Origin of the sequence: Lachnospira eligens (assembly GCF_009680455.1) — a bacterium.
Taxonomy (GTDB): Bacteria; Bacillota; Clostridia; order Lachnospirales; family Lachnospiraceae; genus Lachnospira; species Lachnospira eligens_A.
The window spans coordinates 43,648-57,860 of sequence record NZ_WKRD01000001.1 but is presented as its reverse complement, the minus strand read 5'-3'; the positions used below and the strand labels follow the sequence as shown (position 1 = coordinate 57,860).

Here is a 14,213-nt window from a genome sequence, read left to right as displayed (position 1 = left end):
GGAGGATTTATGAGGAAGAACATTTTTACTAAGATTGCTGCTGTTGCAGCCGCTACTGTTCTTGCAGTTACAGCACTTCCAGCTCTTGTGTCTGATACACATGCAGCAGATGGTGATTATTCATATGTATATGCTGGACTTACATGGCAGGAATACTGGGCTAATGAGGGCGTATATAACGCAGGAGATGTAACAACATCTAATGAGAAGGATACACATGGTGAGTATGATAAGGGAGCTTTTGATACAGTAACAAGAGCTACAACTAACCATGGTCTTCACAGAGGAAGCTACCAGTGCATGGCAACAATTGATACAGAAGATGGTAAGAAGTATGAGCTTGCCGGCTGGACTGGTGATGCAAAGAATCAGATAATGATTCTTACAGATGGTACACAGCTTTCATATAGTAAGGGAGTAATTACTAATACAGATGGTACAACATCTAAGCTTTCTTCTTATGAAGTAACTGGTATTAAGTATGTTCCGGTTAAGGTTAAGACATCTGATCTTGCTGATTTTGAGCAGCATTACAGAGTTGTCAAGAATGGAGAAAAGTTATACGGTGGATTTGGTGAGAACAAGCTTAGCTCATATGAGTATACAGCTGCAGTTAATGCAGATACTAACGGACTTAAGACAGCAGTTAAGAATGCAGACGGAACATATTCATTCTCTGCAAGACAGACTGGCAATGGCAAATCATTTGCAGAGCAGGATATCAGCGTAGCTGCTAACATTACATCTACAGTAAAAGATGCTACAGGTTCATACGGTGAATTCTTAAGAGTTGATATTAATGGCGATGGTTATGGCGCATTAGGTGCTATGATGCAGACTGTTAAGTGGACATACTATGGAAATGATGCAACAAGAACAAATGTAGTTGCTACATATGGTACTAAATTCGCAGCAGACAACTGGATGCACAAATCAATGGGAATCCAGCTTGGACTTACAGATTCAGCACGCTGCAAGTTACCAGCAGGATATGACGGAACAGGTTACTGGTCACTTACTGTATATGCATTAGGATATACTGATACTACAATTGATTTTGAAGCAACTGATGCTAATATCGTTAAGGTTAAAGCACCTGTAAGTGATACATCAAAGCTTTCAGCAGCTATTGCAGCAGCAGATGCACTTAACGAAGCTGATTACACAGCCGAGTCTTGGGCAGCTATGAAGCTTGAGTATGAGGAAGCAGTCGATGCACTTGCAGTTGCAGAATATCAGGCAGATGTTGATGAGGCAACAGAGCATCTTACAGCAGCAATCAATGCATTAGTAAAGGTTGATGCAGGTACACCTTCTGGTTCAGAAGAGTCTGGCAACACAACTGATGCAGGTACATCAGATACATCTGTATCAGATGTTAAGACTGGCGATGCAGACAACATGGCAGTATATTCATTAGCTGCATTACTTGCCCTGGCAGCAGGTGTAGCAGTTGTATCAAGACGCAGAATTAAAGACGTCAGATAATTGATATGCTTACAATCATAATAAAACTATAAACAAGCCAAAGAACCGGGTCGGAGAGAATCCTTTGAGGGATTTTCTTGCGATCCGGTTCTTTATTAATTGTGAGTGAATTAATTTCTGTACTTATCAAGTGAACATTTTGTAGCATTAATAATGTCTCTTAAAATATAAAAATCCTGTGTTGAACACGAATCCAAAACATTTAGTATTTCTGCTTTGGTAGATAGATTAATACTTGGTGTGTCGTAAAGCAGCTCATCAGTCTGTACAGATAAAGCTTCTGCAATATCAACAAATACCGGTAAGCTGAGCTTAGTGTTTCCTGTTTCGATATGGCTCAAATGTGTTGTAGAGATTCCTACTTTTTCAGCCAGTTGTTCCTGTGATAATCCACATCCTTTTCTAAATTTTCTGATTTTTTGCCCAATCATATAATAATCCATAATATACCTGCCTATAGAATATAATTATACTTGAATTGTATGGTCGGAAATGGTAATTTTACATAAACTATATAGGCTATTTTATGCTTACATAGTTAAAATATTCTGATGTGAGATGGAAACAGAATAGAATATATAAACTGTGCATACAGTTAAAAATAACTTGAATTATATAGTCTAAAATGCTAAAATTTCATTAACTAAATAGGCAGTCTGTGTTTATACAGTTAATAAAATTGCAAAGGAGAATTGTTTATGAAAAAGAAAGTGGTTTTAGTGTTGACTTTAATGATGCTGGTAGCTCTTGTTGCTTGTGGAGGAAAATCTGGGACACAACAGACAGCGCAACAAAATGCAATATTAGGAAGATGGGAAATAAAGGAAGGAAAGGATAGTTCATGGTTTTATGAAAGATTTGAATTGTTTAGTGATGGAACTAGTGTAACAAGTGCAGGATATCAAGAGAAATGGATTTCTGAAAATGGAAGATTGAAAATAGGTGATGATGTTTGGAGTTACACTTTATCAGATAATAAATTAACATTAACAGCTAAAAATGGTTCCGTTGGAATTTATGAAAGAGTACAGCAATAAATTAACACACAAGGAGAATTGTTTATGAAAAAGAAAATAGTTTTAATGTTGACAGTTATTATGTTAATAGGACTTGCTGGGTGTGGAAAAAATCAGATAAACATAAAGGAAACTGGCACATCTGATAATAATGAACAAATGGTACAAAACATATATGAAAACAAGAGGACAGAAGTAAAGCAAAAAATATCAGAAATAAAGGAAAGATTGCCAGAAACTTCTGCAGAAGATAAAGGAACTTGTGGGAGTAAGGCAAAATGGTACTACAAAGATAATACATTAATTATTTACGGAGAAGGGGTGATAACAGAAGATACATGGCATAAGTCAAATATAGTTATAAATACAGTTGTTATTGATAGCGGAATTACTAAATTAGGAAACAATATGTTCAGTGGGTTAGGGTCTGAGGTTGGAAAAAATATAGAAAATTTCTATATTGCAGATGGTCTGGAAGAAATAGGATCGAGTACTTTTGTAAATTGTGACTGCTTAAGTGAAATAGTGTTGCCTCCTAGTCTGTATTTTATAGATGGATATACATTTGCTAGCTGTGATTCTTTAAAAAAAATATATATGACAGATGGAGTTGAAAAAATAGGTGACAGTGCTTTTACTGGTTGTAAATCACTTGAAAGTATCTTTATACCGAAAACGGTACGGGCAATAGGAAATGGTGTATTTACCGGATGCAATAATTTATCAGATATTCAGATTTCAAAAGATAATAGAATATTCAGTGAAAAGAATAATTGCATTATTAACAATGATACAAAAACATTAATTTATGCTATAAATAAGGATTTTTCAATTCCAGATGATATTTTATGTATTGCTGAGGATGCTTTTTATGGGTGTGAAATTGATAGTTTGGTTATACCTGAAGGAGTTAAGGAAATAGAAGAAAGAGCATTTACTTATAGCAAATTTGCTGAAATTAAATTACCTGATACATTAAAGATAATTGGAAATTATGCTTTTGAAAATTGTAGTAAATTAAAAAGTGTTTATATACCCAAGAGCGTAAACTATATCGGAAACAATATTTTTCATGGTTGCAGTGTTTTAGAACACATAGAAGTTGATAATGATAATACTGTATATGATAGTAGAAAGTCATGTAATGCAATAATTGAAACATCTAGGGACAAAATGATTGCAGCATGTACAAACACATTAATTACAGACGATGTAGTAGATATAGCAAATGGTATATTTGCTGGATTCAGTGTTTTTACAGATATATATAATAAGGCAAATCAGATTAATCCGGATAGTTTTAAATATTATTAGATAATAAGGAGAAAAAATATGGAAGAGAAAAAATTTTGTCAGTACTGCGGTTCACCTATTGATAGTGAAGCAAAATTTTGTACCAAATGTGGAAAGAGCATTAATAGCGAGCAGAATGCTTCCGTTCAGAAGAAGGTTTATCAGCAGACTAACTTTGTGATGGATATGTTAAGAAACTTTGGTAAACCCAATTCAGTAATAAGAATTATAAGCATTTTTAGTGCTATATTTCTGGCAATAGTACAGTTTTTCGGAATGGGATATAAGCTGAATATAGACGCATGGATTGTAAGTAAAACAGAAAAAATTAGTGCAATTAAATTCTTGTATAGATTGGTTTTCAAATCAGGAGATATGTCGGAATATGGTGTGAAATTAAATTTTTTAATAGTTATCTGTTGTCTGGCATTTATAATTGGATATGTTGTTCTTTTGATTGTAGATGCATTACTGATTAAATACATAATATCAGATTATCATATAGACACAATTGTCGATGTAGATAATGGAATGTCTATATGTGGAATGGTTATGTTTGGAGTAACAATAATAATTGGGATGTATATTAGAAGCAAACTTGGAGAGTATGGAATGGAGGATATGTTTAGTATAAATGCTATGTGTTACATAGGCTTTGTGTACTCTCTTGTGTTACAGATATTCTCAAGATTAATTATTAAATCACAGTTAGAAGATGAGTAAGATTAGAAAAAGGCTGATTTATAACAAATGTTAAGCTTTGACTTATTTAGGAAATATCAATATTCTGGTATCAAGAAAGGGTGTACAAAGATATTAATGAGTATTTGGAAAGACCCGGGGAGGTGCTCAGTATGTTTTCAGAGGCGTTGAGGATATTGGATAGGAATACGGCAGAGTTGATGGTTGACAGGATGAAAGATGAGATGGAGACTTTGAAGGCACAGAATGAAGAACTAAAGTCATCATCAGAAGAAAAAGACGCAGAGATAGCAAGATTAAAGAAACTATTAGAAGAACAGAATAAGTAGTAAAAAACAGCAGCTACCACAACCATAAGTGGTAACTGCTGTTTTCAGATTTATTACCTGTTAATCTTAATATCGCCAAGATTAACATCAGCATTTATACTCTTTCCGCTGCCGGCGTTATTAGTATAGCTGTGAGAATAAGTAGAATCATTAACCTTAATGTCGCCTAAGTCTACAGAAAGATTAGCACTGTACTTATCAATATCCATACCGCTTATTTTCAGAGAACCCATATCAACAGAGAGGTTAAGAACATCACTGTTGCAATTGGTAAGCTTAATATCACCCATATTAACATCAGCAGTTAAATTCTTAACGGCAGAATCAGCAATCTTAAGAGAACCCATATCAACAGAGAAATCAGCAGAAGAAGCATGTATATTGTTAACATCCATATCACCCATATTAAGGTCAGCCTGAATAGAATTAAGACTGACATTGTCAGGAACAGTAATTGTAAGTGTGCAGTCTGAGTTTTTGATATTAGTCATAAGATGTACTTTTACATGCTGTTCAATATTTAATGAAGTTCCAGAAACAGATACAGCAGGCTTAAACTTTTCAGCACCCGTATAGATAACTTCAAGCTTGCTGCCTTTCTTAATCTCAACACTGCCAAGATTCATATCAATAGATATGTCTGACACATTATCATAAATAGAGGAATTTTCAATATATTTGCCACTGGATGCCATAGTCATGCGTGTAAAAGGAGAAATGTTAAATACATTGCCAAGAACGCCGATAATTATGCATATAAGTGTAATAAAATATATAATTGACAGATAAATTCGTTTCTTCATAATTACACCTCCATGGAATCGTCTTTAAGTATACTTTTGAATATAGCGTGTATTACAGCTGCAATAGGCCATATAACCCATGTTAAAGCCCATGCAAATGTGATGAAACTGACTGACAGATATATACATGTAACTGTAGGCCAGAAAACAGACATAATAGTTGTTGCAGTATTGTTAATATATCTGACTTCTTTATTCTCCTTCTTAACATAGCTGCCGGCTACATTGTCACCATTAAGAGCAAGTAAAGTCTTACATGAAGTCTCAGCCATTGAACCGAAAACAATAAGGAATACGCCGACACTTACTATACAAATCATTGCTGCACCGCCAATATCGTCAAGTCCCTGTATTGGGATTGCGTCAAAAACGGCAGCAGGGACAAAGCTTATGATACACATAATAATTCCCAGAGTGCGGCACACAATAGAAATGTTGCGAAGCTGTTCCTTCTTATCCTGCACATATCCGACAGTGGCATAATCGATGATACATTCGTGTTTCTTAATATAGTCATATTTACTCATTAAAGAATTGGTTATTATAAATATGCCGACACCGAATGCAGCTATAATAAACAGAGCAACAGTGCCCATTGTCTCGATAAAATTATTATGGATTGCACTGCAGACTGCTACTGGAACTACTGAGAAAATACATAAGAAAACCCCTAATGCAGTCAGAAATGCATGTCGGCTGCCGGCACTTACAAAGCTTCTGGCTTCATCCTGTGTTAAAGTGCGTCTGTTATCAACAGGAGCAGAAGACTGTCTGTTAAGTCCGAGAGTTTCTGCGAGTTCGTCAAGATTGCCGAATTCTGAGATAACAGTACCTACAGCCTCATTCTCGCTTTTACCTTCACTGATAAGTTCATTATATTTGTCCTCCATCATGCCCCACAATTCGTCTTTAGCCTTTAAAACCTCAGTAGTTGCGGGGAGATTGGCAAACATAGTTTCAAGATAACTTTTAATAGTATCCATACATTAATTCTCCTTCACAATAAATTTTTCAATAACTTCTTTAGTGAGAGCCCACTCTTTACATTTTGACTGATAATACAGCCGTCCTTCGTCAGTAATCTGATAATAGGTGCGCTTTTTTCCGCCATTCTCGCCTACACCGGGGAAAGAAGTGATATATCCGTTCTTTTCCATTCGTGTAAATGCTGAGTAAAGAGTAGTTTCTTTAACAATATATTTCTCATTGGTCATGGCCTTAATCTGCTTAGAAATCTCATAACCATAAGATGGCTTATCAAGCAGAAGATACAGGATAATTGTATCGTTGTAGCCTCGTATAATGTCGCTGCTGATGCCAGCCATGCATACTCCTCCCTTCGAATTAATTGAAGGTGATGATTCACCTGATAATAAATATTAAATAAATGATAATTACTACGACAGGCGATACTACGACAGCCGTAGTACATCTGTCGTAGTATATATAACATGATATGCATAATATGTCAACAGGAGAATATAAAAATCCCTCAAAAGCAGGTAAACGTTGCTTTTGAGGGATATATTAAATATGTGGATTATTTGAAATATACTTTAGCTGCAGTAGCAGCCATGATATTTTCCTTGTCAGGTGTTGATATTTCATTGCTTAAGACAATGTAATCAATAAGGTGTCTGTAGCTGTCCTTGCACAGATTCATAGGCAGGTCGCTTCCCCACATAAGTCGGTCGCTTCCGACAAGTTCAATGGCGCGTCTAATATAATGGATTGCGTCAGGATAAGGGTATCTGGCGTCTTTACCCTGATTAGAAGGAAGGCTTGCAAGGTCGAATACAACATTGTCAAGTGTGAGTGCCTCCATTCCTTTAAGCCAGACATTTTCCTGAACAAGACCTCTTGGGGCAAGCAGATGGCACACAACAAACTGCGTGTCAGGGTGTCTCTTAATTGCGCGGGCGAGGGCTTCCGGCTGCCAGCACTCGGCAGGGTAGCGTCCAATATCGAACACAACAGTATTATTATGCATTTCAGCATATGACAGCATTTCCTCAATAACATCACCATCAAGAGCAATAGTTGGGTGATAACTCATAAGACCGCTTCCGGTACTTACCTCGAATTTTACAATCTTAATTCCGAGGTCTTCAAACAAATGCTTTCTTATAGAATCAACATTTCTGCAGAATGGGTCGTAAGTAGCTGCTGCAGCAAGACGGTCAGGATATTTCTTTGCAGCCTCATAAGTGTAGAGATTCTGTGGTCCTAAGAAATTGCCCTGAAGCATAACAGCCTTGGAAACACCAGCCTCGTCCATAACCTTAAGAACCGCTTCCGGAGTTACATCATATTCACCGAGACACTCTGGTATCATCTGGAATATAGTTCCATCAGCGTAGCTTGCGTAACCTCCGCCTATAGCCTGCATTTCTCCGCTGTTTCCAAATCCATTGATGCAGTGGCATATATGAATGTGTGAGTCAATTATGTTCATAGTTAAGCCTCCTTGTTGCTAGATGTAGAAAGAATATTGAGATTATGTCCATACAGAAATTCATTAATAATTCCAATGTCATATTCATATTTGTTAATCATAATTATAATTGCAGCATCGCGGCTGACCTTGGAATACAGAGGGCTTAAGCCTGCAGTTTTTAACGCACGGTTGGTATCAGTAAGATTCATATGGCATGCGATGCAGAGTGCAATTACTCTGTCACGGCTTGGATTGGTACGATTGCCATTAAGTATTCCGTATGCATAATTAGCTGGAATATCACTTTGTCGTATAACATCACTTAATTGAAGTCCGTAGCTTCCTATATACCGGTTAAAGAATTCGCTGACAGACATCTGTGAGTCAGTATCCTCTTCATTACGGTATCTGTTAAAATGTTCAGGCTCAACTGAACTTAAGATTTTATCAAGTTCATAAGTCGGTTTTTCGTTCATTATTAATTCCGCCTTTCACAATAGAGTACACATTTTCTATTGATATAGTGTATAATAATAAACACTAAATTACAATAAGGATAAAAATATGACTTTAGAAGAAGAGAGCAGGCTGTCATTTTACAGGGAACTGACAGTACTTGATGAAAAAAAGAATATAGTGCTGGTGCAGGATATAAGGAACAGTGAGCTTTGCGTTAAAAAGACACTTGATATATATTCGCGTGATGTATATGAGCAGCTTGCCTCTGTAAGAATTGAGGGAGTTCCTGCGGTAAAGGAATGTGTTGCTGATGATGGAAAGCTTATAGTAGTTGAGGAGTATGTGCAGGGCAGGAGCCTTAAGCAGGTATTAGATGAGCAGGGACTATTAAACGAGGAACAGGCATATGAAATAGCAGTCCAGCTTGTGGACATACTTGTGAGACTGCATCAGTTAGAGCCGGCAATTGTCCACAGAGACATTAAACCATCTAATATAATTATTGAAAAAAACAGACATGTGAATCTTATAGATTTTAATGCAGCAAGACATGTTAATGCAGATAAGAATGAAGATACCAGAATGCTGGGAACAGTGTATTTTGCTGCACCAGAGCAGTTTGGATTCGGGCAGTCTGATGAGCGTACGGATATATATGGTCTGGGAGCAACAATTAATTATATTATGACAGGTGACAAGCCGGGAGCAGGAATTGCAGAGTGCAGATTTTCAGATATTCTTAAGAAATGCCTTATGGTAGATGCAAAGGATCGATATCAATCGGCTGAAGAGCTTCGTGGCGTGCTGGATATGCTAAATTATAGTATAGTACAGGATAATAGGAAAAAAGCTGAAACAGCATTTGGTAAGGATAATACCATTTCGGTTGTGAGAACCTATCGTAATATAAGAGATATAATTGTTAAAATGTACAGGAAATATCAGAAAAGGAATTACGATATTGATACTTCATGGCGCAGATATCTGCTGCCGGGATTCAGACGGCTGAATGTCGTGTATTGTCTGATTGCGCTAGTATGGTATGCGGTTATTGTATGGATGACAATAACTTTTGCAGTTACGGACAGTAAAACGGGAATACCGGTAACGGGCGGAGAACTTACAATGTATAAGATAGCTGTATTTGTACTCCTATTTGGAATGACAATGTGGTTTGGCAACTATCTTAATATAAGGAGAAAGCTTCCGGGAATGAAGAAGATAAATGTATTAAGCACTATTCTGACATTTGGGTATGCATTTACGATTAGTTTTATGTTTTTAGCTTTTTTTGCAATATTTATGGCAATTATAGGATATTTGTAATTATAAAAAGACAGGATATATGTTGAGACTATTCAATATTATATCCTGTTTTTTTGTGCTGTCAGCACACAGATTGCAAGCTTCACTGTGATAACATTCAGAATGTAAAAATAATTACATATCACAATGAAAATTAAATATTGTATTCATATCGCAGTTAAGGATACGGCAGCATGCATAGAGAAAAGAAACAGTAGGATTCTGAGATCCCTTTTCTATTCTGTTGTATGAGTAAATTGAAATATCAATGCCATCTGTTTGAAGCCTCGCAATCATATCAGTCTGTTTAATGTTCAGCGATTTACGCAGAGCGGCTATATTATTACCAATATTAGTATCATTAACCTGAATTATGCGGTCAATACTGTTTTTATTTTTCATAAAATTGCACCTCTATGCAATAATATATGTTGATTTGTAAAAAAATAATTGCACGAGAACGCAATAAATGATATTATGTAGAAAAGTTAATTATGTAAATTCAGAAATAAAGGTATATGCATGAAAAAATATATCGTATACGCAAATATCTCAATTCCAATACTGGCAGGCAGTCTGCTATACTATGTGACTTCACCACAAGTCATTTTTGCACAGAATATTGACAGGCTGCTTGGAGTCAGTCTGCATGTTGGAACGGAGAACACATTTGTAGTAAATTTGCGTAGTTATATGCCAGATATGCTGTGGGCGTATGCACTGGTATTTTCATTAATGCTGGTTACAGGTAATAAAACAGCTTATGTATGGAAAATGTTTGTGATAGCAGGCATGTTTTCGACAATTATGGAAGTCCTTCAGGTTACCGGATGTGTAAAGGGAACATTTGATGTGATGGATATTATTGTTGAGATAATTGCAGAACTGATGGCTGTTTTTATTATAAAAAGACATGATATGAGGAGGAAATCATATGAAAAGAATCAGGAAGTACATAGGGGTACTGCTGTGTCTGATAGTATTTGCTGCAATGGCGATGGGAAGTGGATCTGACACAAGCGTAGATAACAGTAATGCGAGTGGGGCTTCGGATAAGACAGGCACAGAAAGTGATAATGTTGTCATGGTAGGTGGAAGCTTTGAGAAAGATGGATTAAAGGGTACCGTTAATGATGCAGATACAGATTTTACCGATTACGATGATCCATATGGATTTTACAAGCCGGGTGATGGGAAAAAATATGTCAAAGCAGATTTTTCATTTGAAAATAACGGTAAATCTGATGCTTATGTAAGTAGTGCAGATTTTAGCTGTTATGCAGATAATGAGAGCTGTGACCAAAGTTTTATCGCATCTGTAAATGAGTTCTCAGGAGATACATTATCAACTGGTCGTAAAATAAGCTTCAGTGTAGTATTTGAAGTTCCAGTTGATGCAGAATCTATCGAACTGGAATACACAGCCAATATATGGTCAAGTGAAAAAGTAATAATAAAGCTTCAGTAGGAGGAGTAGAAGATGAGAGTTTGGAAACTGGTATCAGGAATATTATCAATTATATTATTTGCAGTAGTTATGTTTCAGTCATGCGCCGCAGGAGTAGTTAATGCACTTGAGGACAATGGTGGCATATCAGGAAGTGTCGGCGTAATAGTTGGAATACTTATGCTTGCTGGTGGAATTGTTTCGATAGCTACAAGAAATAAGACTGGCAAGGGACATGATATAGCGTTGATTGTACTTTTCGGACTTGCCGCTGTATTCGGATTTGCAGGATACGGCAATTACAGTGACTTAGTAATCTGGTCAGTATGGTGTCTTATAAATGCTGTTCTAGCAGTTGTAAGCATAATTAAGAATAGATAAAGAAACCCATAATTATTAAAAATGTCTGGTGTGCCGCAGTAGTGCAGCATGCCAGACATTTTTTCATTAGTCATATTAATAAGTAATCTTCCTGCCTTCTTTTCTCCACTGTCTGAATTCAGCAGAAGCAGAAAGTAAAAGGTCAGATGATGAGTTAAGTGCAGTTTCCACAGAATCCTGAATAACACCGATGATGAAGCCAATTCCGACAACCTGCATTGCAACATCATTAGGAATACCAAATAATGAGCATGCCATAGGTATAAGCAGGAGTGAACCACCGGCAACACCAGAAGCACCACAGGCAGAAAGCGCTGCAAGAATACTTAAAAGAATTGCGCTTGGAATATCAACAGTAATACCTAAAGTATTGGCTGCGGCAAGTGTCATAACAGTGATAGTTATTGCAGCACCATCCATGTTAATAGTTGCACCGAGCGGAATAGTTACAGAGTAAGTATCCCTGTCGAGTCCCATATCCTCACATTCCTTCATATTAATAGGAATATTGGCAGCGGAGCTTCTTGTGAAAAATGCAGTGAGTGCGCTCTTTTTTAAACATCTGAATACAAGTGGGTAGGGATTCTTGTGTGTACACCAGAAAACAAGAATCGGGTTGGTAACGAAATAGATAAAAAGCATAGTACCAACGAGAAGCATAAGAAGCTTTCCATATTCCTTAAATACTGACATACCATTGTTTGACACAGTATCAAATACAAGTCCCATAATACCAAATGGAGCAAAATTAATAATCCAGGTAACAACCTTGGAAAGACCATTAGAGATATCTACAAGCATATCTTTAGTAGATTCTTTGGCATGTCTACATGCAATACCGATAACAACAGCCCATGCAAGAATACCTACATAGTTAGCTTTAGTAAGAGAAGTAATAGGATTCTCAACAATATTCATTAATAAAGAGTTAAATACATCACCAATACTTCCCGGTGATGACATTTCTTCAATGCCTTCTGTCAGAGTGAGCGTAACCGGAAATAATTTGCTTGTAAATACTGCGATTACAGAGGCAAGAATGGTACTGAACATGTACAGAATAATTACGGTTTTAATAACACCACCATGACTTTTTCCTGAATGGCATAAAGAACTTATGACAAGCACGAAAACAAGAAGCGGTGCGATAGCCTTAAGTGCACCAACGAAAACGCTTCCGAAAAGAGCAATGCCGGAAGCCTTTGGAACGAGCAGGCCAAGAATAATGCCCAGTGCCAGCCCTCCAATAATTCTTTTAATGAGACTAATACTGATCCATTTGTCTAATAATTTATTCATATCTAACAGATTCTCCTATGCAAAACTTTTTCTATTATAAACTTACAGAATTTATTTGACAACTAATACTGTAAAGAATAAAAAATATATTGTAAAATATGAGATAATAATTACATAAGAGAGCAGACAGATATGAAAAGAATTATATATTATTTTAAAAAGGATATAGTGCTGACGGTAAGCTGGGTGCTTGCGGCTGCTTCAGCATTTTTAGTAAGACCGGATAAAGGATATGCAGGTTATATTGACTGGCGTTCACTTGGAATATTGTGGAGTCTGATGATAATAACAAAAGGTTACATGAATAACGGCATCTTTGAAAAAATCGGACATGCACTTCTTGTGAGAACACGGAAAATGTGGCAGCTTGTGAGCGTACTTGTTGCACTGTGTTTCTTTAGCAGCATGCTGATTACCAACGATGTTTCACTGATAACATTTGTGCCTTTTGCGATAATGATGCTTAAGCAGTGCGACAGACAGGAACTTATGATACCGGTTGTAGTATTACAGACGATAGCCGCGAATCTTGGAAGTATGCTTACACCGATTGGCAATCCGCAGAATCTGTATCTATACGGACTTGCGGGGGTGGGAGCAGGTCAGTTCATAATGTGGCTTCTGCCATATACAATTGTTTCTGCAACGCTTCTTATTATTTCAATGCTGCTTTTAAAGAATAAAAATGCTGATGTGAGCATGAAGGATACAGACGATAATTCAGGTCAGAAAGCTACACCTGTAAATGTGTTGTTATATACAATTCTTTTTGTTGTAGCATTACTTGTTGTTGCAAGAGTATTTCCGTGGTATGTACTTACAGTACTAGTGTTTGTTACCACATTTATAATAGAAAGAAATGTGCTTTTGAAAGCAGACTATGCGTTGTTATTAACATTCGTCGGATTCTTTATATTTACAGGCAATATGGGAAGGATAGAGCCAGTTGCATTATTCTTATCAGGTATTGCTGATGGCAGGGAAATAGGCGTTGGAATCATTACAAGCCAGTGTATAAGCAATGTTCCGGCGGCACTTCTGCTGTCAGGATTTACGCATAATATAAAGAACCTTGCACTTGGAGTTAATATTGGCGGTCTTGGCACACTGATAGCTTCAATGGCTAGCCTTATATCATATAAGCAGTATGTCAATGAAGTGCCAGATGGAAAAGGAAAATATTTTGTTACATTTACAGTGTATAATGTGATATTTCTGATTGTGTTATATGCGTGTACAAAGTTCATATGAGAG

At 36.5% G+C, this 14,213-nt stretch carries 18 protein-coding genes; 10 read left to right on the top strand and 8 right to left on the bottom strand.

The window, feature by feature from the left end; all coding sequences use genetic code 11:
• Positions 1-9 precede the first annotated feature (9 nt).
• Positions 10-1,488, top strand: a complete 1,479-nt coding sequence (locus tag GKE48_RS00300) for a penicillin-binding Tp47 domain C-containing protein (RefSeq protein WP_154300226.1) — start codon at positions 10-12, stop codon at positions 1,486-1,488.
• Between the two features lie 110 nt (positions 1,489-1,598).
• On the opposite strand, the gene GKE48_RS00295 is transcribed toward GKE48_RS00300, so the two are convergent.
• Positions 1,599-1,919, bottom strand: coding sequence for a helix-turn-helix domain-containing protein (locus tag GKE48_RS00295; RefSeq protein WP_243138402.1), 321 nt, complete (start codon positions 1,917-1,919; stop codon positions 1,599-1,601).
• 267 nt (positions 1,920-2,186) lie between these two features.
• Here GKE48_RS00295 and GKE48_RS00290 point away from each other — a divergent pair, with 267 nt between their 5' ends.
• The 4 genes from GKE48_RS00290 to GKE48_RS00275 all read left to right on the top strand — a co-directional run bounded on the left by GKE48_RS00290 (position 2,187) and on the right by GKE48_RS00275 (position 4,828).
• Positions 2,187-2,525: a hypothetical protein gene (locus tag GKE48_RS00290; RefSeq protein ID WP_055287340.1), complete on the top strand. Its 339-nt coding sequence runs from the start codon at positions 2,187-2,189 to the stop codon at positions 2,523-2,525.
• A 24-nt stretch (positions 2,526-2,549) separates the two neighbouring features.
• The gene (locus GKE48_RS00285) at positions 2,550-3,818 is read left to right on the top strand and encodes a leucine-rich repeat domain-containing protein (RefSeq protein ID WP_154300225.1); all 1,269 of its coding nucleotides are present in this window, start codon (positions 2,550-2,552) and stop codon (positions 3,816-3,818) included.
• 18 nt (positions 3,819-3,836) lie between these two features.
• Positions 3,837-4,520 carry a zinc-ribbon domain-containing protein gene (locus GKE48_RS00280; RefSeq protein ID WP_055287343.1) on the top strand — a complete coding sequence of 228 codons (684 nt, stop codon included), beginning with the start codon at positions 3,837-3,839 and terminating at the stop codon, positions 4,518-4,520.
• Positions 4,521-4,651: 131 nt separating this feature from the next.
• The gene (locus GKE48_RS00275; protein ID WP_154300224.1) at positions 4,652-4,828 is read left to right on the top strand and encodes a hypothetical protein; all 177 of its coding nucleotides are present in this window, start codon (positions 4,652-4,654) and stop codon (positions 4,826-4,828) included.
• A gap of 53 nt (positions 4,829-4,881) precedes the next feature.
• On the opposite strand, the gene GKE48_RS00270 is transcribed toward GKE48_RS00275, so the two are convergent.
• The 5 genes from GKE48_RS00270 to GKE48_RS14695 all read right to left on the bottom strand — a co-directional run bounded on the left by GKE48_RS00270 (position 4,882) and on the right by GKE48_RS14695 (position 8,544).
• Complete coding sequence (locus tag GKE48_RS00270) at positions 4,882-5,631, bottom strand: DUF4097 family beta strand repeat-containing protein (protein WP_154300223.1); 750 nt, start codon at positions 5,629-5,631, stop codon at positions 4,882-4,884.
• A 2-nt stretch (positions 5,632-5,633) separates the two neighbouring features.
• Complete coding sequence (locus GKE48_RS00265; protein WP_154300222.1) at positions 5,634-6,614, bottom strand: permease prefix domain 1-containing protein; 981 nt, start codon at positions 6,612-6,614, stop codon at positions 5,634-5,636.
• A gap of 3 nt (positions 6,615-6,617) precedes the next feature.
• A complete protein-coding gene (locus GKE48_RS00260) occupies positions 6,618-6,956 on the bottom strand; it encodes a PadR family transcriptional regulator (RefSeq protein WP_022097728.1) in 339 nt (112 codons plus the stop codon).
• Positions 6,957-7,171: 215 nt separating this feature from the next.
• Positions 7,172-8,086: an amidohydrolase family protein gene (locus GKE48_RS00255; protein ID WP_154300221.1), complete on the bottom strand. Its 915-nt coding sequence runs from the start codon at positions 8,084-8,086 to the stop codon at positions 7,172-7,174.
• 2 nt (positions 8,087-8,088) lie between these two features.
• On the bottom strand, positions 8,089-8,544 hold the full coding sequence (locus GKE48_RS14695) for a hypothetical protein (RefSeq protein ID WP_243138401.1): 456 nt from the start codon (positions 8,542-8,544) through the stop codon (positions 8,089-8,091).
• An 88-nt stretch (positions 8,545-8,632) separates the two neighbouring features.
• On the opposite strand from GKE48_RS14695, the gene GKE48_RS00245 reads away from it, so the two are divergent.
• Positions 8,633-9,853 carry a serine/threonine-protein kinase gene (locus GKE48_RS00245; protein WP_154300220.1) on the top strand — a complete coding sequence of 407 codons (1,221 nt, stop codon included), beginning with the start codon at positions 8,633-8,635 and terminating at the stop codon, positions 9,851-9,853.
• A 114-nt stretch (positions 9,854-9,967) separates the two neighbouring features.
• Here GKE48_RS00245 and GKE48_RS00240 read toward each other — a convergent pair whose 3' ends face one another.
• Positions 9,968-10,234: a helix-turn-helix transcriptional regulator gene (locus tag GKE48_RS00240; RefSeq protein ID WP_055216089.1), complete on the bottom strand. Its 267-nt coding sequence runs from the start codon at positions 10,232-10,234 to the stop codon at positions 9,968-9,970.
• A 120-nt stretch (positions 10,235-10,354) separates the two neighbouring features.
• Here GKE48_RS00240 and GKE48_RS00235 point away from each other — a divergent pair, with 120 nt between their 5' ends.
• Genes GKE48_RS00235 through GKE48_RS00225 form a run of 3 tightly spaced genes read left to right on the top strand, consistent with a single transcriptional unit; the run spans position 10,355 to position 11,660 of the window.
• On the top strand, positions 10,355-10,846 hold the full coding sequence (locus tag GKE48_RS00235; protein ID WP_154300219.1) for a hypothetical protein: 492 nt from the start codon (positions 10,355-10,357) through the stop codon (positions 10,844-10,846).
• Positions 10,767-11,300, top strand: coding sequence for a DUF4352 domain-containing protein (locus GKE48_RS00230; RefSeq protein WP_154300218.1), 534 nt, complete (start codon positions 10,767-10,769; stop codon positions 11,298-11,300). The genes GKE48_RS00235 and GKE48_RS00230 overlap by 80 nt, the downstream gene beginning before the upstream one ends.
• A gap of 12 nt (positions 11,301-11,312) precedes the next feature.
• Positions 11,313-11,660, top strand: coding sequence for a hypothetical protein (locus tag GKE48_RS00225; RefSeq protein ID WP_055216086.1), 348 nt, complete (start codon positions 11,313-11,315; stop codon positions 11,658-11,660).
• Positions 11,661-11,735: 75 nt separating this feature from the next.
• Here the strand turns inward: GKE48_RS00225 and sstT are convergent, their stop codons facing one another.
• On the bottom strand, positions 11,736-12,959 hold the full coding sequence (gene sstT, locus GKE48_RS00220; protein WP_154300217.1) for a serine/threonine transporter SstT: 1,224 nt from the start codon (positions 12,957-12,959) through the stop codon (positions 11,736-11,738).
• Positions 12,960-13,091: 132 nt separating this feature from the next.
• Between sstT and GKE48_RS00215 the strand changes: the two genes are divergently transcribed.
• Positions 13,092-14,210: an SLC13 family permease gene (locus GKE48_RS00215; RefSeq protein ID WP_154300216.1), complete on the top strand. Its 1,119-nt coding sequence runs from the start codon at positions 13,092-13,094 to the stop codon at positions 14,208-14,210.
• The last annotated feature ends 3 nt before the right edge of the window (positions 14,211-14,213 follow it).